Raw genomic sequence first — 20,463 nt, 5'->3', positions numbered from 1 at the left:
CTTACTGCGTGATGATGGGCGACGGCGCTGCGGAGGCCACCTGGGCCTGCTGCTGCTCGTACATGGCCTGGAAGTTGATTTCGGCCAGGTGCACGGGCGGGAAGCCGGCGCGCGTGATGGTGTCGGCCACGTTGCCGCGCAGGTAGGGGTACACGATCTGCGGGCAGGCGATGCCCATGATCGGGCCCATCTGGTCTTCGGGAATGTTGCGGATCTCGAAGATGCCGGCTTGCTTGGCCTCGACCAGGAACACGGTCTTGTCCTTGATCTTGGTCTGCACGGTGGCGGTCACGGCCACCTCGAAAATGCCATCGGCCACCGGCGTGGCTTCCACGCCCAGCTGGATGTCCACGCTGGGCTGTTCCTGCTCCAACAGGATCGCGGGCGAGTTGGGCTGCTCCAGGGACAAGTCCTTCAGGTACACGCGCTGGATCTGGAACACGGGATTTTCTTCGGTAGCCATGGTGTCGGTCTTTCAGTCAGAACACTATTCGACAAAACAAAGCCCGCTGGGGAAAACGCTCCCCGCAGCGGGCACTTGGGGCTGCATTATGCAGCGCCGCAGAATCGGAAAAGCGGCAGTTCAGGCATCGGCCTGGGCACCGCCGAGCAGCGGCATCAGGCCGCCCCGGCCGTCGAGCGCGACCAGATCGTCGTGCCCGCCGACGTGCGTATCGCCGATGAAGATCTGGGGCACGGTGCGGCGCCCGGTGATTTCCATCATGTGGCTGCGGGCCACGGGGTCGAGGTCCACGCGGACTTCCTCGATCTCCTCCACGCCCTTGGACTTGAGGATCTGCTTGGCCCGAATGCAATAGGGGCAGACGGCGGTGGTGTACATCTTCACGGCTTGCATGGGAGGGCCTTCCTGCTCAAAAAATGGCTACACAACACACATTGCGGCCAACTCAGGCCTTTTCAACCGGCATGCTGGCGTCTTTCCACGCCTTCAGCCCGCCCGCCAGCGCCTGGGCATTGTCGTAGCCCAGCTTTTTGGCGATGCCCACGGCGCGCTGGGCCCGCGGGCCCTTGGCGCAAACCAGCACGATCGGCAGGGCCTTGTTCTTGACCACCTGGGGCAGACGCTCTTCCAGCTGGTTCAGGGGAATGTTCTTGGCGCCCCCTACGTGGCCCGCGGCGAATTCCTCGGGCTCGCACACGTCGATCACCACGCCCTTCTCGCGGTTGATGAGCTGCACGGCGCGTGCCGCCGTCAGCGAGCCGCCGGTGGCATCCTTGAGCAGCGGCACCAAAAGCATGCCGCCGGAGGCCAGCGCGATAAAGAACAAATACCAGTTGTCGATGATGAATTTCACGTCAGTCCTAGGGTTGGCAAACCGCTCAATTTTAGAATGCTGGATTTTGACCCGCCTGCTCTAGGGAAACCATGCACCAACTCGTCCTGATCCGCCACGGAGAATCCACCTGGAACCTCGAGAACCGCTTCACCGGTTGGACCGACGTCGATCTGACGCCCACGGGCGTGGAACAGGCCAAGAGCGCAGGCCGCCTGCTGAAGGCGGAGGGCTACGAATTCGACCTGGCCTACACCAGCATGCTCAAGCGCGCCACGCGCACGCTGTGGCACACGCTCGACGAGATGGACCGCACCTGGCTGCCGGTGCACCACAGCTGGCGCCTGAACGAGCGCCACTACGGCGCCCTGCAGGGCCTGAACAAGGCCGACATGGCCAAGCAATACGGCGATGCGCAGGTGCTGGTGTGGCGCCGCAGCTACGACACGCCGCCGCCTGCGCTGGAAGCCGCCGACCCTCGCAGCGAGCGGGGCGACCTGCGCTACGCCAGCCTGGCCCCCGAGCAGATCCCGCTGACGGAGTGCCTGAAGGACACCGTCGCGCGCGTGCTGCCGTTCTGGAACGAGTCCATGGCGCCCGCCATCCGCGCCGGCAAGCGCATCGTGGTCGCCGCGCACGGCAACTCGATCCGCGCGCTGATCAAGTACCTGGACGGCATCTCGGACGACGACATCGTCGGCGTGAACATTCCGAACGGCATCCCCCTGGTCTATGAACTCGATGCGGACCTGAAACCCCTGCGCCACTACTACCTGGGCGACGCCGAAGCCGCCGCCAAGGCCGCGGCCGCAGTGGCATCGCAGGGCAAGGCGTAAAGTCCGTGTAAAGGCGGCCCGCACAGCGCAAAAGTCGCTTCCAGCGCGGAACTGCACTGGTGGCAATCTTTCCAAGGTGTATATTGAAGCGGCAAAGGTGTTTTTAATGGGCCACAAACTGAAAATCGCAGGTTGGGTGTCGATCGGCGTCGTTGCCGGGGCACTGACCACCGTCTCCCTGCAGACGGTGGCGCGCGGCGCGATGACGCCGCTGCCGCTCGAGGAAATCCAGCAGCTGTCCGCCGTGTTCGGTCTGGTGAAGACCGATTACGTCGAGCCGGTCGATGACAAGAAGCTCATCACCGACGCGATCTCGGGCATGGTGTCCAGCCTCGATCCGCACTCCCAGTATTTCGACAAGAAGTCCTTCAAGGAATTCCGCGAAGGCACTTCCGGCCGCTTCGTGGGCGTCGGGATCGAGATCACGCAGGAAGACGGGCTCATCAAGGTCGTATCGCCCATCGAAGGCTCGCCGGCCTTCCGTGCCGGGCTCAAGACGAACGACCTGATCACCAAGATCGACGACACCGCCGTCAAGGGCCTGGCCCTCAACGACGCGGTCAAGAGAATGCGCGGCGAGCCGAGCACCCAGGTCACGCTGACGATTTTCCGCAAGGACGAGAGCCGCACGTTCCCGGTGACGATCACGCGCGAAGAGATCAAGACGCAGTCCGTGAAGGGCAAGGTGATCGAGCCCGGTTATGGCTGGATCCGCCTGTCGCAGTTCCAGGAGCGTACGGTGGACGACTTCGTTCGCAAGATCGAAGAGGTCTATCGCCAGGAGCCGAACCTCAAGGGCTTGGTGCTCGACCTGCGCAACGACCCGGGCGGCCTGCTGGACGCAGCCGTGGCCATCTCTGCCGCCTTCCTGCCCGAGAACGTCACCGTGGTGACCACCGACGGACAACTGGCGGAAAGCAAGGCCACGTTCAAGGCGGCACCGGAGTTCTACCAGCGCCGCGGCAATGGCGATCCGCTCAAGCGATTGCCCGCCGCGCTCAAGAGCGTGCCCCTGGTGGTGTTGGTCAATGAAGGCTCGGCCTCTGCCAGTGAAATCGTGGCCGGCGCCTTGCAGGACCACAAGCGCGCCACCATCATGGGCAGCCAGACCTTCGGCAAGGGCTCGGTGCAGACGGTGCGCCCCCTGGGTCCGGACACCGGCATCAAGCTGACCACCGCGCGCTACTACACCCCCAGCGGCAAGTCCATCCAGGCCAAGGGCATCGTGCCCGATGTGATGGTGGATGAAAGCGCCGAAGGCGATGTGTATGCATCGCTGCGCATGCGTGAGGCCGATCTCGAAAAGCACCTGACCAGCGGCCAGGGCGAAGAGAAGAAGGACGAAGCACGCGAGAAGGCCCGCGAGGAAGCGCGCAAGCGCCTTGAAGAAGAAGCCAAGAAGCCCATCGCCGACCGCAAGATGCCGGAGTTCGGTTCGGACAAGGACTTTCAGCTGGCGCAGGCCCTCAACCAGTTGAAGGGCCAGACCGTGCTCGTCAGCAAGACGCAGACTGAACGCAAGGAAGAAAAGAAGGAAAACTAAATCCCTTCTGGATTCACCGACGGCCGGGCGCCTTTCAGGCGCCCGGCCTTTTTCATGGCCTCGCTATCGCACCCGTTTCCAGCCCCCATGACAGACGATCAGCTACTGCGCTATTCGCGCCACATCATGCTCGACGAGATCGGGATCGAGGGCCAGGAGCGCATCCTGGCCGCCCACGCGCTCGTGATCGGAGCGGGTGGGCTGGGCTCACCCGCCGCCCTGTTCCTGGCCTCTGCCGGCGTGGGACGCATCTCCCTGGTGGACGACGATGTGGTGGACCTGACCAACCTGCAGCGCCAGATCGCCCATACCACGGAGCGTGTCGGAGAGCCCAAGGTGCATTCCGCCGCTCAAGCGCTGCAGGCTTTGAATCCAGGCGTGCGGTTGGACGCCATCCAGGCCCGGGCCGACAAGGAATGGCTCGATGACTGGGTGGGCCAGGCCACCGTGGTGCTCGACTGCAGCGACAACTATGCAACGCGCCATGCCGTGAACGCCGCTTGCGTGACCCACCGCAAGCCGCTGGTCACGGGCGCCGCCATCCGCTTCGACGGGCAGATCACCGTCATCGACCCGCGCGATCCACTATCGCCGTGCTACGCCTGCATCTTCCCGCCGGACGCCGCGTTCGAAGAAACCCAGTGCGCCACCCTGGGCGTGTTCGCGCCGATGGTCGGCATCATCGGCGCCATGCAGGCGGCGGAAGCCCTGAAGCTCATCGTGGGGTTCGGTGAATCGCTGGCTGGGCGGCTCTCGATGCTCGACGGGCGTTCCATGGAATGGACTGTGATGAAAATTCCGCGCCATGGGCACTGCAGCGTATGTGGCCACGCCACACCGTAGGAAGAATCCTACCGGCTCAGCATGTTGCTACTGGCAGAATGACACATTGGTTCCCCATAAAGTGAAGCTGTGATCACATTCTCATTCTGCCGCCGTGATCCGGACTGGACCCCACAGTGAAACTGCGCACCTACATTGTTGAAGACAACGCCACCATCCGAGAAAACCTGATCGGCACGCTCGAGGAACTGGCGGAGGTGGAAGCCGTAGGCATTGCAGAGACCGAAGACGAAGGCAAAGAGTGGTTGGCCAACAATGCAGGCCAGTGGGACCTGGCCATCGTCGATCTTTTTCTGAGACAGGGAAGCGGTCTGGGCGTCTTGGCAGCGTGCCGCAATCGCACCGCGGGCCAGAAGATGGTGGTGCTCAGCAACTATGCAACGCCGGACGTTCGCATGCGCTGCGCCCAATTGGGCGTAGATGCCGTGTTCGACAAATCCAATGAGATCGACGCACTGGTGGAGTACTGCGTAGAGCACAGCACAGCCCGCCAGGCCAACCCCAAATCCGCCACCGGCTGAGCCGAAAGGCCGTGGCCATCAGGTCGGGCTCAAACCCTTTTTCATCCGTCCCATTTGAAAACGGCCACCGATTTCCCGGTGGCCGTTTTGCTTGGGTGCTGGTTCAATCGATCAGCTTGTTCTTCAGTGCGTAGTAGGTCAGGTCGCTGTTGGACGACAGCGCCATCTTTTCCATCAGGCGCGTGCGGTAGGTGCTCACGGTCTTCACGCTGAGCGACAACGACTTGGCGATGTCGCCCGCGGTTTCGCCCTTGGCCAGCTTGAGAAACACCTGGAACTCGCGCTCCGACAGTTGTTCATGCGGCGGCGCATCGTCCTTGCGGTTGAGCTGCTGGGCCAGCAGATCGGCCACGGCAGGGGTCAGGTAGCGGCGGCCCAGCGAGATCGTGCGAATGGCTTCGACGATCTCCTTGGGGTCGCATTCCTTGTTGAGGTAGCCGCTGGCGCCCTGGCGAATCAGGTTGATGGCGTAGTGCTCTTCCGGATAGCCGCTGAGGATCAGGATGCCCATGTCGGGCGCCTTCGCACGCAGCATGGCCAGCGCGTCGAGACCGCTTTGGCCGGGCATCGACAAGTCCATGAGCAGCACGTCGATCTCCTGTGCACGAACCAGATCGATCGCCTCGCGCCCATTGGACGCCTCACCCACCACCCGGAGGTCTACATGTTCTGACAAAAATTGTCGCAATCCCGAGCGGACAATCGCATGGTCATCCACAATGCCGATCTTGATCATTGAGCGTTCTTTCAAGGGGCAGCCAAGCTGCCCGTTATCGTTCTGGTAGCCAATTCACCCGTTGCGGGCGTGCCTGCAGCGGAACACCGCTGGCTGGTGACATTATCCAGAAATCACCCGCCTGTCTTTCGGAGAAACCTATGCGTTGGTCCAATTTTCGCAAGATGGCTGTCAGCTTGCCCCTGGCACTGCTGGCTGCATCGGCGCTGGTTGGCATCAACGAGGCCGGTTATGACCGCTCGCACGATGCGGTCAGCGCCCTCTCTCGCACCTACACCACCCGCGCCGCGCTCGATCGCATGATGCAGAACATGCTCGATGCGGAGACCGGTCTTCGGGGCTATCTGCTGACCGGCGACGAGCGTTATCTCGAGCCTTACGAGAAAGCCGCGTCCACCATCAACAGCAATCTGGACGAGCTGCGCGCCATCTTCACCGCATCCTCGGTCGAAGACCAGGAGGACTTCACGCAGCTGTCTCGGCAGATATCCCGCAAGATGTCCGAGCTCGATCTGAGCCTGCGGCTGCGGCGCCAGGACAACGACGATGCGTGGAAGTTCGTGCTGTCCACCGACGTGGGCAAGGAGAACATGGATGCCATCCGTTCGCTGTCGGGCCGGTTGACGGAACGCAGCACCGACCGCACCAACCACAGCACGCAAGAGATCCTTCATTCCCTCATGCTGTCGCGCATCGGCATCGCGACCATGGCGGCCATCGGGCTGCTGGCGTTCTACATGTACCTGCGGCAGGCCAGCGCACTGCAGTCGTTCAACCAGCGCGAACAGGAAACCTTGGAGCGCGAGCGCGATCGGCTCGAACAGCTGGTGCGGGAGCGCACTGCGTCGCTCACCGAACTGGCGAACCACCTGCAGCAGGTGCGCGAGGACGAACGCGGGCACCTGGCGCGCGAGCTGCATGACGAGCTGGGCGCCCTGCTCACCGCGGCCAAGCTCGACGTGGCGCGCCTCAAATCCAGGGTGGATTCGCAGGCGCCTGAAATTGCCGAACGCCTCAAGCACCTGACCGACACGCTCAACAGCGGCATTGCGCTCAAGCGCCGCATCATCGAAGACCTGCGGCCTTCGTCGCTGTTCAACCTGGGACTGACGGCATCGCTTGAAATCCTGGGCCGCGAGTTCGCAGAACGCAGCAATGTGGAGGTGGACCTGAATCTGGAAGCGGTGGAACTGCCCGAATCCGTTCAACTGACCATCTACCGCATGGTCCAGGAATCGCTGACGAACATCGGCAAATACGCCAACGCCAGCAAGGTGCTGGTCGCCGTGCACAACTACCCCACGCACGTGGCGGTGCAGATCCGCGACAACGGCAGCGGCTTCGACACGGGCAAGGCCAACCCGTCCGCCCACGGCCTGATGGGCATGCGGCACCGGGTCGAGGCCGCTGGCGGCCGCCTGACCGTCACGTCCGAGCCTGGCGAGGGCACCCTCGTTTCCGCCGTGCTGCCGCACGTGCACTGAGGGAGCGAAGCGGGCCCAGGCGCAGCGCCCGCAAGCCCTTTTTGACCGGAATGGCCGCTGCCGGCCACCCGTGATTTTTGAGAGATCCGCCCTCATGGGCGGCGTCCTACATGGGTGCGCGCCAGGGACCGGCAGCCACCCCGCACCGCGAAAACTACATTCAATCCCAGGCGCTGACCGATGCGCCCCCTACCAACCCGCCGGAACTTCTGGTGCAAGAGGAGATGGATATGTTGCATTACGCAGTGGTTTTCCTGGTGATCGCTTTGATTGCCGCACTTTTTGGCTTTGGCGGTATCGCTGCCGGCGCCGTTGGCATTGCGAAGATCCTGTTCTTCGTGTTCGTGATCATGGCCGTGGTCACCTTCGTGCTGAGCCTGCTCAAGCGCGGTTAACGCACTGAACGCGCCGCACACCGAAGCGCTCACCACTCCAAAAACCCCAAGGAACCCAACCATGATCGACACCCAGAACGCCGCGAAAAAAGCCGTGGATTCCGCACACAACGCTGCAGACAGCGTGCTCGACTCCGCCAAGGACGCCGTGCAATCCACCCGCGACGCTGCCAACAACACCCTGGACAAGGCCGCACGCAAAGTGGACGAACTGCATGGTGAGGTGAACCCGCTGATCGACGATCTCGCAGCCCGTGCACAAGACCTCGCATCGCGCGGCATCTCCTACTGCGCAGACACCACTGAACGCGCCCGCCGCCAACTCAACCAGGCGGCCGATGTCACGACGCGCTACGTGGTCGAGCAACCCGGCAAATCGATGCTGCTGGCTGCCGCTGCGGGCGCCGCAGTGGCCACGCTGTGCCTGATGAGCCGCCGCCCCCGCCGCCACGAATATTGATTTCACTGGCAACTGCTTAAAACACTTCAATAACAAAGAGCGAGCGTCCCCATGTCCCCTGTCACCACCATCAACACGGCCAGCAATCCGGCGGCCCCTTCCGAGACCCTCGTGCTCGACGAAAAGGCGCTGCACTACGCAGCGACGCAGGATCTGGATGAAGGGGCTGTCACGCCCGCCTACGGCCCGCACCGCGATGCCATCGTGAAGCTGCTGAACGACGCGCTCGCCACCGAACTGGTGTGCGTGCTGCGCTACAAGCGACACCATTTCACGGCGGACGGCATGGAGTCGCCGGCCATCGCGGCCGAATTCCTGGTGCATGCGAACGAGGAGTCCGCCCATGCGGACAAGATCGCGCAACGCATCGTGCAACTCGGCGGCGAGCCCGATTTTTCGCCCAGTTCGCTCGAAGAGCGCAGCCACGCTGACTACGACGAATCGTCCGACCTCAAGGCCATGGTGCGAGCCAACCTGGTGGCCGAGCGGATCGCCGTCGAGGCCTATCGCCAGATGATCACTTTGATCGGCGACAAGGACCCGACGACGCGCCGTATGCTGGAAGGCATCCTGGCGGACGAAGAAGAGCATGCCGACGAACTCAAGGACTGGCTGCAGCGCTGAAAGGCGACGCCGCCACCAAGAAACAGTTCATCGACCGCGGGGGGTGCAACAGGTCGGTGGGCTGCAGAATCCCAAAGCACCCGTGTTAACAAACCAAACCAAGGAAATAACCATGAAATACGCACGTGCCCTCGCTTTTGCAGCCCTCGCTGGCGCAACCATTATCTCCGCCGGTTGCTCGGTGGCGCGCGACCAGCAGACCGTCGGCTCCTACGTGGATGACGCCGGCATCACGACCGCTGTGAAGGCTAAGATGGCTGAAGACAAGTCCGTGTCCGCCACGTCCATCAGCGTCGAAACGCTGAACGGCACCGTGCAGCTGTCGGGCTTCGCCAAGTCGCAGACCGAAAAGAACACGGCCGAATCCATCGCACGCAACACCAAGCACGTGCGTGACGTGCGCAACAGCATCGTCGTGCGTCCTTGAGGCCAAGCAGGCCCGCGTGGCCTGCGGAAACCTTGCAAACACAGGCTCTTCGGAGCCTGTTTTTGTTTCGCCAACCCCTTGGGTTGCCACAGGCTTGCCGCAAGTGCAATGCAAGATTCCTCACAGGCTCTAAGCTCGCACCATGCAGGTATTCAATTGCGACCAATGCGGTCACCTCGTTTTCTTCGACAGCGTCCAATGCTTGCATTGCGGCGCCAAGCTCGCCTTCCTGCCAGATCAATTGACGATGGCCGCGCTGGTGCCCGCGGTATCGGGCCTGCGTGACGACTCCGACCTGTGGGAGCGGGTGGCGGACGCTGGCCGGGGCAGTGCCCAGCCGCTGTACCGGCTGTGCCACCACCGCACCGCGCACCGCGCCTGCAACTTCGCGCTGCAGGGCGACGACCCCCAGGCCCTGTGCGTCTCGTGCCGGCAGACGCGCATCCTCCCCGACCTGTCGGAGCCCGCCAACCTGCGGCGCTGGAAACAGATCGAACACGCCAAGCGGCAGCTGTACTACACGCTGGCCAAGCTGGGCCTGGAGCCGGCGCCCCCCGGCGAAAGCCCGGCGTTCGAATTTCTGGCCGACCAGCCGGGGTACCCCGTGATCACCGGGCATTCGAGCGGCACCATCACCCTCAACATCGCCGAAGCCGACGACGACGAACGTGCGCGCCGCCGGCTGGCGCTGCACGAGCCCTACCGCACGCTGATCGGCCACCTGCGGCACGAATCCGGGCATTTCTACTGGGACCGGTTGCTGCGCGACCAGGGCAAGCTGGACCACTTCCGCGCCGTGTTCGGCGACGAGCGGCAGGACTACGGCGCGGCGCTGCAGGCCTACTACGCCAGCAGCCCGCACCTGCGGGACTGGGGCGACCACCATGTGAGCGCCTACGCCACGGCCCACCCGTGGGAAGACTGGGCGGAGACCTGGGCGCATTACCTGCACATGGTCGATCTGCTGGAGACGGCGTCGAGCTACCGCACCGGGCTTCAGATCCCGAAGCCCAAGGCGGGCGCGGCACGGCGCTTCACGATGAACGACCCGTTCGCCACGCAGTCCCCGGATTTCGATGCGATGGTCAGCGAGTGGGTGCCGCTCACCCTGCTGCTCAACAGCCTGAACCGCAGCCTGGGCCAGCAGGATGCCTATCCGTTCGCCCTGTCGTCCGGGGCGCTCGCCAAGCTGCGCTTCGTGCACGAACTGGTGCAGTCCGCCCGCAACCGCGCAAGGCCCGAACCGCTGAAAGCACTGCAAGCCTGACGGCGCCGGCCGCCAAGACGCCTCAAGACGACTGCGCGCGCACCTTGACGGCCAGGCGCTCGGACACTTCCGGGGAAACGAACTTGTCCACCTCGCCGCCCAGCAGGGCGATCTCGCGCACGAAGGTGCTGCTGATGAACTGGAACTTGTCGCTGGGCGTGAGAAAGACGGTTTCCACCTCGGGCATGAGGCTGCGGTTCATGCCGGCCAGCTGGAACTCGTAGTCGAAATCGGTCACGGCGCGCAGGCCGCGCACCATGGCCTTGCCACCGCGCTCGACCACGAAGTCTCGCAGCAGGCCGGAGAAGGTCTCGACCTGCACCTGCGGATAGGCGCGCACCGCTTCGCGGACCATCTCGATGCGCTCCTCCAGGCTGAACAGGGTCTTCTTGTGGTGGCCTGCCGCGACGGCCACGATCACCCGCCCGAAGAGCTGCGTGGCGCGGCGCACCACGTCTTCATGGCCCAGCGTGATGGGATCGAAGGTGCCGGGATAGATGGCGAGGACGTTCTGGGCCATGGCGTGGTCGCTCCTTTGCGGTCTGGCGGAAGGGGGCACACGCGGTTGGGCGGGCGCAGGGGCGGATTATGCAGCGGGCGGAAAGGCCGCCCCGGCGGCAGTGATGGCCGCGAGCACTACAAGCAAAAAATGCCTCCAGCGCATATTCCACTAGGGCATTACGCTACAAATTCAATAGCATCACTGTTTTTGGAGCAGATGGGCGTGCACGGCGCCGGCTTTCAGATGGCGGTGCACCGCCAGCCCCAGCTCTGCCAGCACGGCCTCGTCCCAGGCCTGCGGCGCTTCCAGATAGATGAACCCCTGGGCCGCCACCGCCTGGGCCGCCGCGGCGATCGCAGGCTCGAACAGAGCACCATCGAACGGCGGGTCCAGAAACACCAAATGCAGGCTGCCCGGCGCGCAGTGCCGCAGCGCAGCCACGCCGTCGCCCCGCTGAACCCGAACCGCCATGGCCTGCAGGCGCTGCTGCAGCGTGTGCAGTTGCTCGACCAGCGCCGGATCGTTCTCGACCAGCTGCACGGCCGTGGCGCCGCGCGAGGCGGCCTCGAACCCCAGGGCGCCCGTGCCCGCGAAGGCGTCGAGGCAGCGCCAGCCGGTCAGGTCCTGACCCAGCCAGTTGAAGAGCGTCTCGCGCACCCGGTCGGGCGTGGGGCGCAGGCCGGGGCGTTGCGCCACGGGCAGGCGCGTGCGCTTCCACTGCCCGCCGATGATCCGGACCTCGCCCGCGCCTTTCACCACGGGCCCCTTGGCCGCGGGCTTCTTCGCAGCGGCCCCCGACCGTGCCGAGGCTGCCGGCGCGGCGCGGCGTGCGGGCCGGTTCAAGGCTGGCCCCCGACCACCACGGTGACCATGCGGTCGGGCTGCAGCTTGCGCGCCATGGCGGCGCGCACATCGGCGGCCGTCAGGGCCTGCACGCGGTCGGTCCAGTGCTCCAGGTAATCCAGCGGCAGGTCGTTCCACGCGATGTTGACGACGTTGGCCAGCAGCTTGCGGTTGCTGTCGATGCGCAGCGCGAAGCCGCCGATCAGGTTGTCCTTGGCGGCCTTGAGCTGGGCCTCGGTCGGGCCTTGCGCCACGAAGCGCGCGAGCACGTCGCGCGACACCTTCACGGCCTCGGCGGCCTGGTCGGGACGGGTCTGCAGCCCGACCAGGAAGACGCCGGTGTTCAGGCCCGGCGAGAACTGGCTGTACACGCTGTAGCTCAGGCCGCGCTTTTCGCGCACCTCGCTGGTCAGCAACGAGGTGAAGCCGCCACCGCCCAGGATGTGGTTGCCCACGAGCAGGGCCAAAAAGTCCGGGTCGCGCCGCGCGAAGCCCGGCTGGCCGATCAGCACATGGGCCTGCGCCGAGGCGAAGGGAATGTCCTGCTGCACCGGCGCGGCCAGCGCCTGAACCTCGGGCACGGGCGGCAGCGGCTGGCAGGTGGCGGGATCGCGCGCGGGCATCTGCGACAGCAGCGTGGCCACCAGCGCCTGCGCCTGTGGGCGCGTGACGGCCCCGACGATGCTCACGCGGGCCCGGCAGGTCTCGACGTAGCGCCCATGGTAGGCCTGCATGTCCGCGATCTCGATGCGGCCCAGGGTTTCGGGCGTCGTGCGCTGGCCGTAGGGGTGGCTGCCGTACACCGCGCTGCCGAAGGCCTTGGCCGCGGCCGTGCCGGGGCGGGTTTCCGCCTCTTTCAAAGCGGCGGCCCAGCGTGAACGCTCGCGCTGCCAGATGTCCTGCGGAAAGCTCGGCTGGGCCAGTTGCCGGGCTGCGAGCCGCGCCGCGCGGTCCAGCAGGTCGGGCTCGGTGAGCGAGCGCAGCGAAAAGCTCAGGCCGTCGCGGTCGGCCGCAGCCTCGAAGCTCGCGCCCAGATCGGCCCAGGCTTCGCCGAGCGCGTTTTCGTCCATGGCGGGCTCATCGCCCTGGGCGCGCACGCCCTTGGACGACATGGCCGCCACGGCACTCGCCAGACCGGCCTGCGCGGCCGGGTCACGGCGCGCGCCGGCATCGAAGTCCACCTGCACGTCGACCATCGGAATGGCCGGGCTCTCCACCAGCCAGACGCGGGCGCCGCTCGGCTCCGTCCAGTGCTGGATGGGCAGCAGCGCCCAGGCAGGGTGGGCCAGGCACAAGGCCCCGGCAAAGGCGAGGCACGCGCGTGCGGCCATGCGTTGGAAGGTTTTCATGGGGGGTGTCCTGCGCGTTCTCATCAATGCATCCGCCCGTCGGCGCCGGCTGCGGGGGGGGCGCGCTTGGCGCCAGGGGCCATGGGTTGCGGCAGCAGCGTGCCCACGGTGAGCTGGTCGTCGCCGAAGTAGCGGGCCGCCACCGATTGCACCTGGGCGGGCGTCACCGCGCGCAGCAGGGCGATCAGGCGCGTGTCGGCGTCGGGCGGCAGGCCCTGCACCCAGTTGCTGCCCAGGTCGCTGGCCTGGCTTTGCAGCGAATCGCGCTGGTAGATGGTGGAGGCGGCCCACTGCGTCTTCACGCGGGCCAGTTCGGCCTCGCTCACGCCTTCGCGGGCGATGCGGGCGACCTCGGCGCGCAGGGCGTCCTCGACCTGCTGCGGGGTCTTGCCGGGGGCCGGCACGCCGGTCAACAGGAACACGCTGGGGCCGCGGCCCACGACGGAGGCGGAGCTGTCCGAACTGTCGGCCACACGGTCGGGGCCCTGGCTCAAGGCGCGCTCCAGGCGCGCGCCGTCGTAGCCGCTGAGCACGGCCGACAGCACCAGCAGCGACAGCGCATCGCGGTCGCTATCGGCCATGTTCTCCAGGCGCGTGATGCTCGGCGCGCGGAACGCCAGGGCCACATAGGCCTGCTCGGCCGGCGCCTTGTAGGCGATGCGGCGGATACCCTGCTGCACGGGCTCCACGCGCGGCTTGCGGGCCGGCACGGCGCGCACGGGAATGCGGCCGTAGTACTTTTCCGCCAGCACGCGGACCTTGTCGGGGTCCACGTCGCCGGCCACCACGACGACCGCGTTGGCCGGCACGTACCACTGGCGGTGGAAGGCACGCACGTCGTCGGCGGTCATCGCATCGAGATCGCTCATCCAGCCGACGACGGGCCGGCGGTAGGGCGAGGCGATGAACGTGGCGGCGTAGAGCTGCTCGATGAGCGCGGCCCGGGGCTGGTCTTCGGTGCGCATGCGGCGCTCTTCCTTGACCACCTCGATCTCGCGCTTGAACTCGGCGTCGGGCCACTGGTTGTTGGCGAAGCGGTCGGCTTCGAGCTTCATCACATCTTCCAGCCGGTTCGCGGGGATCTGCTGGTAGTAGCCGGTGTAGTCGCGGCTGGTGAAAGCGTTTTCCTGCCCGCCCAGCGCAGCCACGCGGCGCGAGAACTCGCCCGGCGGCACGGTCTTGGAGCCCTTGAACATCATGTGCTCCAGCGCGTGGGCCACGCCGGAGGTGCCGTCCACCTCGTCCATCGCGCCGACCCGCAACCAGACCATGTGCACCGCCGTGGGCGCCCGGCGATCGGGCTGCACGAGCAGCTGCATGCCGTTCTTCAAGGTGAATTGCCGAACCCCCGTGGACGGCGGGCGCTGCGCCTGCGTGTCCTGGGCCGAGGGAGGAAGGGGGGTGGGAGCGGACAGCGGGGTTTGGGCCCCGGCATGCACGCAGGCCAGCAGGCCCAGAAGGGTGATAGCGCGTTTCATAGAATGGATGCGATTCTAAGAACCCTCCAATGTTCAGTTTTTTCAAGAAAAAGCCCGCCGCCCCCACCGAGCCGCAAGCCCCCCATCCCGCGGAGGCTGCGCCAGCGGTTTCCGTGCCTGCAACGCCTGCCGCAGACGCACTCTCGCCGCCCTCCGCAGCCCCTTCGAGTGCCCCTGCGGTCTCCGGGGGTTTCGGGTGGCTGAAGAACCCGTTCGCGAAGGCGCCGGTGGAGGTGCCGGTGGCGCCGCCGCCCGCCGTTCATGCCCCGGTACAACCGCCTGCCCCGGTCGCGGCGCCCGCGCCCACCGCACCAATCGCGTCTGCGGCACCCGTGGCACCCACGGCACCCGCACCGGCTGCGGTTCCGCCCCCCTCTCCCGCACCCATCACGCCCCCCGTGGCAGCCCCTGTGGTGGCACCTGTGCCGGCCCCTGCGGTACCCCCAGTGCCCCGGGCTCCCGCGCCTGTTTCCACGCCTGTCGTGCCCCCGGTGCCCGCCCCGGTGGCGGTGCCCGCCGTGCCGCTCCCACCACCGGCGATGCCCATCCCGGCCGCACCGCCCTTGCAGCCCGCGCCCGCCGAGCGCAAGGGCTGGATGGACCGCCTGAAGAACGGCCTGCGCAAGACCGGCAGCAGCATCGCCACGGTCTTCACCGGCACCCAGATCAACGACGCGCTGTACGAAGAGCTGGAAGAGGCCCTGCTGATGGCCGACACCGGCGTGAAGGCCACGCAGCACCTGCTCGACGACCTCAAGCGCCGCGTCAAGGACACCAAGACCACCGATCCGGCCTCCGTGAAGGCCCTGCTGGCCGAGGCCCTGGCCGACCTGCTGCGGCCGCTGGAAAAATCGCTGGTCATCGGCCGCTACACGCCCACCGTGATCATGGTGGCGGGGGTCAACGGCGCGGGCAAGACGACCTCCATCGGCAAGCTGACCAAGCACCTGGCCAACGAGGGTGCAGCGGTTCTGCTGGCCGCGGCCGACACCTTCCGGGCGGCGGCGCGCGAGCAGCTCGGCGTCTGGGCCGACCGCAACACGGTCGAGATCGTGAGCCAGGACGGCGGCGATCCTGCGGCGGTGAGCTTCGATGCCGTCACCGCCGGCAAGGCGCGCGGTAAGGACGTGGTGCTGGTCGATACCGCCGGGCGTCTGCCGACGCAGCTGCACCTGATGCAGGAGCTGCAGAAGATCAAGCGCGTGGTCACCAAGGCGGATGCGACGGCGCCGCACGAGGTGCTGCTGGTGATCGACGGCAACACGGGGCAGAACGCACTGGCCCAGGTGCGATCCTTCGACGATGCGCTGCAGCTGACCGGCCTCATCGTGACCAAGCTCGACGGCACGGCCAAGGGCGGCGTGCTGGCTGCCATCGCGCAGGAACGCCCCATTCCTGTGTACTTCATCGGCGTGGGCGAGAAGCTGGAAGACCTGGAAACCTTCAACGCCAAGGAATTCGCGCAAGCTTTGCTGACTTGACCGACCGGCAAATGGAGTCCGAAGCCCCTTGCCACGTGTGCCGGGGGCTGGGCGACCGGGACGGATTGGTGCCATCCGGTGAATTGATTGTTCACAAAACGAAGTTTTTGGATTTTTTCGCTACCAATTCAATAGCATCACACCCTTTGAATTGCTGCGCTGACGCCCTTTTTTCCGACAATGACACATCTCCCACGTCCTACGCCGGTGCGGGAACTAGTCCCTTAGCACTCCCTCATATGGAGTGCTAACATGAATGTCATGGAAGAAAGGATCTCTGGAATGACGCTTCAATCTGGAACCGCAGCCACCGCTCTGGCTCCCGCCAATCCTTGGGCGCTCATCCCCCCCTTGGGCAATCTGGACGCCTACATCTCGGCGGTGAATCGCCTTCCGCTGCTCACGGCGGAAGAAGAGCGCACGTACGCGCGCCAGCTCAAGGACAACAACGACGTGGATGCCGCCGGCCGCATGGTGATGTCGCACCTGCGCCTGGTGGTCTCGATCGCCCGCCAATACCTCGGCTACGGCCTGCCGCACGGCGACCTGATCCAGGAAGGCAACGTGGGCCTGATGAAGGCCGTCAAGCGTTTCGACCCCGATCAGAACGTGCGCCTGGTGAGCTACGCCATGCACTGGATCAAGGCCGAGATTCACGAATACATCCTGAAGAACTGGCGCATGGTCAAGGTGGCCACGACCAAGTCGCAGCGCAAGCTGTTCTTCAACCTGCGCTCGATGAAGCAGGGCTTCAAGGCCGATGCGGCCGCTGCCGACGCAGCCACCCACCGCGACACGCTTTCCGAGCGCGAAATCGATGCAGTGGCGCAGCACCTGAACGTCAAGCGCGAAGAGGTCATCGAGATGGAAACCCGCCTGTCGGGCGGCGATGTGATGCTGGACCCCTCGCCCTCCGATGACGGCGAACAGGCCTACGGCCCCATCGCCTACCTGGCCGATGGTGCCCACGAGCCCACCGCCATGATCGAATCGCGCCAGCGCGATACCCTGGCCACCGACGGCATCGCCGCCGCACTCTCGGGCCTGGACGATCGCAGCCGCCGCATCGTGGAAGAGCGTTGGCTCAAGGTGAACGACGACGGCTCCGGCGGCATGACGCTGCACGAACTGGCCGCCGTGTACGGCGTGAGCGCCGAACGCATCCGCCAGATCGAAGTGGCCGCGATGAAGAAGATGAAGAAGGCCCTGGTCGAGTACGCCTGACCGGCTGGCCGCCTGCCTTCACAGGCGGCCGGCGTGGCGATAATCCCGAGCGCGCAATCCCTGTGGATTGCGCGCTTTTTTCATGGGGACGTCAGCTGCCGGCGCCCCCGATCTCCAAGGACACGACTCCATGACTTTTCCTGTCGTTCGACGCCGCACGCTGATGGTGGCCCTTTCGCTCGTCGGCGCTCTGGGCACGGCCACGGCCCAGTCGGCGCCCGGCGCACTGGCGACGCCGGGGTGGCCGAGCAAGCCGCTGCGCATCATCGTGGGTTTTCCGCCGGGATCGTCGCCGGACCTGACGGCGCGCACGTTCTCCGAGCCGCTGGCGCAGGCGTTGGGCCATCCGGTGATCGTGGAAAACAAGGTGGGCGCGGGCGGCAACATCGGCGCCGATGCGGTGGCCAAGGCGACCGACGGCCACACCATCGGCCTGTTCATCAACGGCAACCTGACGATCGCCAAGCTGCTCAACCCGGCCGTGCCTTACGACCCGCAGAAGGACCTCGCGCCGCTGAGCCTGGTGGGCACTTCGCCGCTGGTGCTGACCGCCCCGGCCTCGCAGCCGGATGTGCCGGCCCATGCCGATGCGCGCGCGTTTCTCGCAGCGGCGCGGCAGGCCGGCAGCCGCTGGAGCTACGGCACGCCGGGCGTGGGAACGGTAGGCCACCTGGGCACGGAACTGCTCAAGGCCCGCGCCGGCATCGCGCCGGTGCACGTGCCCTACCCCGGCTACCCGCAGGTGGCCACGGGCATGCTGGGCGGGCAGCTGCAGATGGCGCTGCTGCCGCCTGCGCTCGCCCTGTCTCAGGAACGCACGGGCAAGCTGCGCCTCATCGGCGTCACCTCGGCCGGTCGCAGCACGCTCGTGCCCGGCGTGCCCAGCCTGGCGGAGGCCGGCGTGCCGGACCTGAACCTGGAGATCTGGAACGCATTCGCCGCACCGGCCACCATGCCCGCTGTGGTGCAGGCGCGGCTGTCGGCGCTGATCGCCGACATCGCCCGCAGCCCCGACGTGCGGGCCAAGCTGTTCCAGCAAGGCTGGCAGGTGGCCGGGACCTCGCCGCAAGGGCTGGCGAACCGCATCCAGGCGGACACCGCGCTCATGGCCCGCGTGATCCGCACGCAGGGCATCCGGGCCGACTGACGCCCTGCGCCGGTGGGGCGCGCTGCGCCTACACCGATGTTGATGCAGATCATGCCCCGCGGGGCCCGTGGCCGGCAGACTGGCGCCTTCGTGATTTCCAAGGCATGCCATGCAGCCCTTTCGCATCCTCGTCATCGGTGCCGGCCACACCGGCACCCCGCTGTTGCAGCAATTGCTGGCAGCGCCGTTCGTCTCCGTGCTCGGGGTGGCGGACCTGGACCTCTCCCTGCCCAGCATCGAGCTGGCGCGCAGCCACGGCGTGCCCGTAACGTCCGATTTCATGGGATTGCTGGCGGCGCACGGCAGCGCCGCGGACATCGTGATCGATGTGACGGGCCAGCCGGCGGTGCGTGACGCGCTGCGCCGGCACATGGTGGAAACGGGCAACCAGCAGACGGTCATCCTGCACGAGACCATCGCGCTTTTGCTGATGTCGCTGTCGGCCGGCCAGCGCATCGAAAGCCGCCACGGCGAACTGGCCTACGCCTGAGCACCCGGTCCGCTCCGTCCGTCACCATCGCAAGCAATTGCTATTATTTTTATAGCGATATGCCGGGAAAAATCATGCCCTGGAGGCCGTTTTCGTGCTGAGTCTGCGCACCCGGCCCCACGGCACCACGCCGACCGAAGAAGGCGCGCCCCTGCCTCCATGCCACACCTGCGCCGGCCGCTCGCACTGCCTGCTCGGCCGGGCAGCGCGCGAGGTGCAGATGGCGGGCCGCGTGGTGGAGCGGCGCTTTCGCAAGGGCGAAACGCTGGCGCGCCAAGGCCAGTCCTCGCCGGTGCTGCAGATCCTCAAGGTCGGTACGGTGCTGCTGCACCGCCGGGGCGCCGAGGGCATCGACCGGCCCGTGGGCCTGGCGGGCTGCGGCCATGCCCTGGGCACGACGGCGCTGTTCGCGGCGCCCGCGGAGCTGTCGGGCACGGCCCTGGGCGAAGGCCGGCTGTGCGAAGTGTCGGCAGAAGCCCTGCGCTCGCCCCACCACGGCGCTGCAGCTTCGGGTTGGCTGGACGCGCTATCGCGCGAGAACGCGCGGGCGCAGGCGCAGCTTGCGGACTGGTCGGGGCTGCTGCGCATGCGCGGGGCCACGGCGCGACTGGCGGGCGCCCTGCTGTTGCTGGCCGATCTGCAGCGCAGCACCCTGGTGCGGCTGCCTACGCAGGCGATGCTGGCCGCGCTGCTGGCCACCACGCGCGAGACGGTGGCCCGGGGGCTCGCGCACATCGCCGTGACGGGTGGGCTGGTCCGGCATGACCGCTGGCACTGCGCCATCGTGCGGCCCCGCCTCGCGGCCCTGGCGCGCGGCATGGCCGAGCCGGTGTCGGGCCCGGTGGCCGGTGCTGCCTGGCGCCCGGGGGCGGCGGTGGTGGAGCACGCCGACGCGGCCGCCCCGCCGCCTCAGCCCTCGTTCAGCAGGGCCCGCACATCGGCGGCCAGCGCCTGCGCACCGCTGCCGTAGCGGTTGTACACGCGCAGGCGGCCGGCGGGGTCGTACACGTAGCTGCCGGCCGAGTGGTCCATGGTGTAGCTCGTGGGCGTCTTGCCGTCGACCTTCTTGTAATAGATCTTGAAGTCCTTGGCCACGGCGGCCAGTTGCTCGGGGCTGCCACGCAGCGCGAGGAAGGTGGGGTCGAAGTTGGCCATGTAGGCCTTGAGCACCTCGGGCGTGTCGCGCTCGGGGTCCACGGTGACGAAGATGCCCTGGAGCCGGTCGCCGTCCGCGCCCAGCGAGCGCTTGACCTCCGCCAGTTCCACCATGGACGTGGGACACACGTCGGGGCACTGGGTGTAGCCGAAGAACACCACCACGACCTTGCCCGCGAAGTCCTTGAGGTGGCGCGGCTGGCCGTTGTGGTCGGGCAGGGGCAGGTCCTTGGCGTAGTCGGCGCCGGTGATGTCCACGCCCTTGAATTCCGGGCCCTTCTTGGAGCAAGCCGCCAACAGGCCGCCAGCGCTGACCAGCCAAGCGCTGGCAGCTATTCTTCTAAGAGCAATGCGTTTGTTCAT

General features: G+C 66.5%; 24 protein-coding genes. 15 read left to right on the top strand and 9 right to left on the bottom strand.

Annotated features, from left to right (window positions below; all coding sequences use genetic code 11):
• Position 1: 1 nt before the first annotated feature.
• The 3 genes from secB to AVMA1855_RS21260 form a co-directional block, all read right to left on the bottom strand.
• A complete protein-coding gene (gene secB / locus AVMA1855_RS21270; RefSeq protein WP_092741496.1) occupies positions 2-463 on the bottom strand; it encodes a protein-export chaperone SecB in 462 nt (153 codons plus the stop codon).
• A 120-nt stretch (positions 464-583) separates the two neighbouring features.
• Positions 584-856, bottom strand: a complete 273-nt coding sequence (gene grxC / locus AVMA1855_RS21265) for a glutaredoxin 3 (RefSeq protein ID WP_272565005.1) — start codon at positions 854-856, stop codon at positions 584-586.
• A gap of 52 nt (positions 857-908) precedes the next feature.
• Positions 909-1,316: a rhodanese-like domain-containing protein gene (locus AVMA1855_RS21260; RefSeq protein WP_284427225.1), complete on the bottom strand. Its 408-nt coding sequence runs from the start codon at positions 1,314-1,316 to the stop codon at positions 909-911.
• A 71-nt stretch (positions 1,317-1,387) separates the two neighbouring features.
• Here AVMA1855_RS21260 and gpmA point away from each other — a divergent pair, with 71 nt between their 5' ends.
• The 4 genes from gpmA (at position 1,388) to AVMA1855_RS21240 (ending at position 5,038) form a co-directional block, all read left to right on the top strand.
• Positions 1,388-2,131: a 2,3-diphosphoglycerate-dependent phosphoglycerate mutase gene (gene gpmA, locus AVMA1855_RS21255; protein ID WP_272565006.1), complete on the top strand. Its 744-nt coding sequence runs from the start codon at positions 1,388-1,390 to the stop codon at positions 2,129-2,131.
• 106 nt (positions 2,132-2,237) lie between these two features.
• Positions 2,238-3,674: a S41 family peptidase gene (locus AVMA1855_RS21250; RefSeq protein ID WP_284427224.1), complete on the top strand. Its 1,437-nt coding sequence runs from the start codon at positions 2,238-2,240 to the stop codon at positions 3,672-3,674.
• Positions 3,675-3,761: 87 nt separating this feature from the next.
• Complete coding sequence (locus tag AVMA1855_RS21245; protein ID WP_284427223.1) at positions 3,762-4,517, top strand: HesA/MoeB/ThiF family protein; 756 nt, start codon at positions 3,762-3,764, stop codon at positions 4,515-4,517.
• A 116-nt stretch (positions 4,518-4,633) separates the two neighbouring features.
• Positions 4,634-5,038, top strand: coding sequence for a response regulator (locus AVMA1855_RS21240; RefSeq protein WP_272565009.1), 405 nt, complete (start codon positions 4,634-4,636; stop codon positions 5,036-5,038).
• A 103-nt stretch (positions 5,039-5,141) separates the two neighbouring features.
• Here AVMA1855_RS21240 and AVMA1855_RS21235 read toward each other — a convergent pair whose 3' ends face one another.
• Positions 5,142-5,774, bottom strand: a complete 633-nt coding sequence (locus AVMA1855_RS21235) for a response regulator (RefSeq protein WP_092741509.1) — start codon at positions 5,772-5,774, stop codon at positions 5,142-5,144.
• A gap of 140 nt (positions 5,775-5,914) precedes the next feature.
• Here AVMA1855_RS21235 and AVMA1855_RS21230 point away from each other — a divergent pair, with 140 nt between their 5' ends.
• The 6 genes from AVMA1855_RS21230 (at position 5,915) to AVMA1855_RS21205 (ending at position 10,431) form a co-directional block, all read left to right on the top strand.
• On the top strand, positions 5,915-7,258 hold the full coding sequence (locus tag AVMA1855_RS21230) for a sensor histidine kinase (protein ID WP_284408110.1): 1,344 nt from the start codon (positions 5,915-5,917) through the stop codon (positions 7,256-7,258).
• 230 nt (positions 7,259-7,488) lie between these two features.
• Positions 7,489-7,653 carry a DUF1328 domain-containing protein gene (locus AVMA1855_RS21225; protein ID WP_011796896.1) on the top strand — a complete coding sequence of 55 codons (165 nt, stop codon included), beginning with the start codon at positions 7,489-7,491 and terminating at the stop codon, positions 7,651-7,653.
• Positions 7,654-7,714: 61 nt separating this feature from the next.
• Complete coding sequence (locus tag AVMA1855_RS21220) at positions 7,715-8,113, top strand: hypothetical protein (RefSeq protein ID WP_272565011.1); 399 nt, start codon at positions 7,715-7,717, stop codon at positions 8,111-8,113.
• A 51-nt stretch (positions 8,114-8,164) separates the two neighbouring features.
• A complete protein-coding gene (locus tag AVMA1855_RS21215; RefSeq protein WP_284393399.1) occupies positions 8,165-8,737 on the top strand; it encodes a ferritin-like domain-containing protein in 573 nt (190 codons plus the stop codon).
• A gap of 112 nt (positions 8,738-8,849) precedes the next feature.
• Positions 8,850-9,164, top strand: a complete 315-nt coding sequence (locus AVMA1855_RS21210; RefSeq protein WP_092741513.1) for a BON domain-containing protein — start codon at positions 8,850-8,852, stop codon at positions 9,162-9,164.
• 142 nt (positions 9,165-9,306) lie between these two features.
• Positions 9,307-10,431, top strand: coding sequence for a zinc-binding metallopeptidase family protein (locus AVMA1855_RS21205; RefSeq protein ID WP_284427222.1), 1,125 nt, complete (start codon positions 9,307-9,309; stop codon positions 10,429-10,431).
• Between the two features lie 22 nt (positions 10,432-10,453).
• On the opposite strand, the gene coaD is transcribed toward AVMA1855_RS21205, so the two are convergent.
• The 4 genes from coaD to AVMA1855_RS21185 all read right to left on the bottom strand — a co-directional run bounded on the left by coaD (position 10,454) and on the right by AVMA1855_RS21185 (position 14,603).
• A complete protein-coding gene (gene coaD / locus AVMA1855_RS21200) occupies positions 10,454-10,951 on the bottom strand; it encodes a pantetheine-phosphate adenylyltransferase (protein ID WP_272565014.1) in 498 nt (165 codons plus the stop codon).
• A 180-nt stretch (positions 10,952-11,131) separates the two neighbouring features.
• On the bottom strand, positions 11,132-11,776 hold the full coding sequence (rsmD, locus tag AVMA1855_RS21195) for a 16S rRNA (guanine(966)-N(2))-methyltransferase RsmD (RefSeq protein ID WP_284427221.1): 645 nt from the start codon (positions 11,774-11,776) through the stop codon (positions 11,132-11,134).
• Positions 11,773-13,125 carry a M16 family metallopeptidase gene (locus AVMA1855_RS21190; protein ID WP_372588227.1) on the bottom strand — a complete coding sequence of 451 codons (1,353 nt, stop codon included), beginning with the start codon at positions 13,123-13,125 and terminating at the stop codon, positions 11,773-11,775. The genes rsmD and AVMA1855_RS21190 overlap by 4 nt, the downstream gene beginning before the upstream one ends.
• A 23-nt stretch (positions 13,126-13,148) precedes the next feature.
• Positions 13,149-14,603 (bottom strand): M16 family metallopeptidase, encoded by a 1,455-nt coding sequence (locus tag AVMA1855_RS21185; protein ID WP_284427220.1) that lies wholly within the window; start codon positions 14,601-14,603, stop codon positions 13,149-13,151.
• A 239-nt stretch (positions 14,604-14,842) separates the two neighbouring features.
• On the opposite strand from AVMA1855_RS21185, the gene ftsY reads away from it, so the two are divergent.
• From ftsY to AVMA1855_RS21160, 5 genes are all read left to right on the top strand, one after another.
• Entirely contained in the window at positions 14,843-16,084 is a 1,242-nt protein-coding gene (gene ftsY / locus AVMA1855_RS21180) for a signal recognition particle-docking protein FtsY (RefSeq protein ID WP_502870360.1), read from the top strand.
• A 282-nt stretch (positions 16,085-16,366) separates the two neighbouring features.
• The gene (rpoH, locus tag AVMA1855_RS21175) at positions 16,367-17,308 is read left to right on the top strand and encodes an RNA polymerase sigma factor RpoH (RefSeq protein WP_284427218.1); all 942 of its coding nucleotides are present in this window, start codon (positions 16,367-16,369) and stop codon (positions 17,306-17,308) included.
• A 130-nt stretch (positions 17,309-17,438) separates the two neighbouring features.
• Positions 17,439-18,455, top strand: a complete 1,017-nt coding sequence (locus tag AVMA1855_RS21170) for a Bug family tripartite tricarboxylate transporter substrate binding protein (protein ID WP_284427217.1) — start codon at positions 17,439-17,441, stop codon at positions 18,453-18,455.
• Positions 18,456-18,564: 109 nt separating this feature from the next.
• The gene (locus tag AVMA1855_RS21165; RefSeq protein WP_284427216.1) at positions 18,565-18,945 is read left to right on the top strand and encodes an oxidoreductase; all 381 of its coding nucleotides are present in this window, start codon (positions 18,565-18,567) and stop codon (positions 18,943-18,945) included.
• 94 nt (positions 18,946-19,039) lie between these two features.
• Positions 19,040-19,915: a Crp/Fnr family transcriptional regulator gene (locus AVMA1855_RS21160; protein WP_284427215.1), complete on the top strand. Its 876-nt coding sequence runs from the start codon at positions 19,040-19,042 to the stop codon at positions 19,913-19,915.
• On the opposite strand, the gene AVMA1855_RS21155 is transcribed toward AVMA1855_RS21160, so the two are convergent.
• Positions 19,855-20,463, bottom strand: a complete 609-nt coding sequence (locus AVMA1855_RS21155; RefSeq protein ID WP_284405408.1) for an SCO family protein — start codon at positions 20,461-20,463, stop codon at positions 19,855-19,857. The genes AVMA1855_RS21160 and AVMA1855_RS21155 overlap by 61 nt on opposite strands.

The organism is Acidovorax sp. SUPP1855 (assembly GCF_030158955.1).
Taxonomy (GTDB): Bacteria; Pseudomonadota; Gammaproteobacteria; order Burkholderiales; family Burkholderiaceae_C; genus Paracidovorax.
The sequence above is the reverse complement of the archived record's forward strand: the minus strand, read 5'-3'. Positions and strand labels throughout refer to the sequence as shown.

Bases quoted from the DNA above. Each gene is read 5' to 3' on its own strand.
- secB (WP_092741496.1), bottom strand. From the start codon at position 463: ATGGCTACCGAAGAAAATCCCGTGTTCCAGATCCAGCGCGTGTACCTG.
- AVMA1855_RS21225 (WP_011796896.1), top strand. From the start codon at position 7,489: ATGTTGCATTACGCAGTGGTTTTCCTGGTGATCGCTTTGATTGCCGCA.
- AVMA1855_RS21215 (WP_284393399.1), top strand. From the start codon at position 8,165: ATGTCCCCTGTCACCACCATCAACACGGCCAGCAATCCGGCGGCCCCT.
- grxC (WP_272565005.1), bottom strand. From the start codon at position 856: ATGCAAGCCGTGAAGATGTACACCACCGCCGTCTGCCCCTATTGCATT.
- AVMA1855_RS21165 (WP_284427216.1), top strand. From the start codon at position 18,565: ATGCAGCCCTTTCGCATCCTCGTCATCGGTGCCGGCCACACCGGCACC.
- AVMA1855_RS21190 (WP_372588227.1), bottom strand. From the start codon at position 13,125: ATGAAAACCTTCCAACGCATGGCCGCACGCGCGTGCCTCGCCTTTGCC.
- AVMA1855_RS21250 (WP_284427224.1), top strand. From the start codon at position 2,238: ATGGGCCACAAACTGAAAATCGCAGGTTGGGTGTCGATCGGCGTCGTT.
- AVMA1855_RS21185 (WP_284427220.1), bottom strand. From the start codon at position 14,603: ATGAAACGCGCTATCACCCTTCTGGGCCTGCTGGCCTGCGTGCATGCC.
- AVMA1855_RS21205 (WP_284427222.1), top strand. From the start codon at position 9,307: ATGCAGGTATTCAATTGCGACCAATGCGGTCACCTCGTTTTCTTCGAC.
- rpoH (WP_284427218.1), top strand. From the start codon at position 16,367: ATGACGCTTCAATCTGGAACCGCAGCCACCGCTCTGGCTCCCGCCAAT.
- AVMA1855_RS21235 (WP_092741509.1), bottom strand. From the start codon at position 5,774: ATGATCAAGATCGGCATTGTGGATGACCATGCGATTGTCCGCTCGGGA.
- AVMA1855_RS21245 (WP_284427223.1), top strand. From the start codon at position 3,762: ATGACAGACGATCAGCTACTGCGCTATTCGCGCCACATCATGCTCGAC.
- AVMA1855_RS21230 (WP_284408110.1), top strand. From the start codon at position 5,915: ATGCGTTGGTCCAATTTTCGCAAGATGGCTGTCAGCTTGCCCCTGGCA.
- AVMA1855_RS21155 (WP_284405408.1), bottom strand. From the start codon at position 20,463: ATGAACAAACGCATTGCTCTTAGAAGAATAGCTGCCAGCGCTTGGCTG.
- gpmA (WP_272565006.1), top strand. From the start codon at position 1,388: ATGCACCAACTCGTCCTGATCCGCCACGGAGAATCCACCTGGAACCTC.
- coaD (WP_272565014.1), bottom strand. From the start codon at position 10,951: ATGGCCCAGAACGTCCTCGCCATCTATCCCGGCACCTTCGATCCCATC.
- AVMA1855_RS21220 (WP_272565011.1), top strand. From the start codon at position 7,715: ATGATCGACACCCAGAACGCCGCGAAAAAAGCCGTGGATTCCGCACAC.
- AVMA1855_RS21170 (WP_284427217.1), top strand. From the start codon at position 17,439: ATGACTTTTCCTGTCGTTCGACGCCGCACGCTGATGGTGGCCCTTTCG.
- AVMA1855_RS21210 (WP_092741513.1), top strand. From the start codon at position 8,850: ATGAAATACGCACGTGCCCTCGCTTTTGCAGCCCTCGCTGGCGCAACC.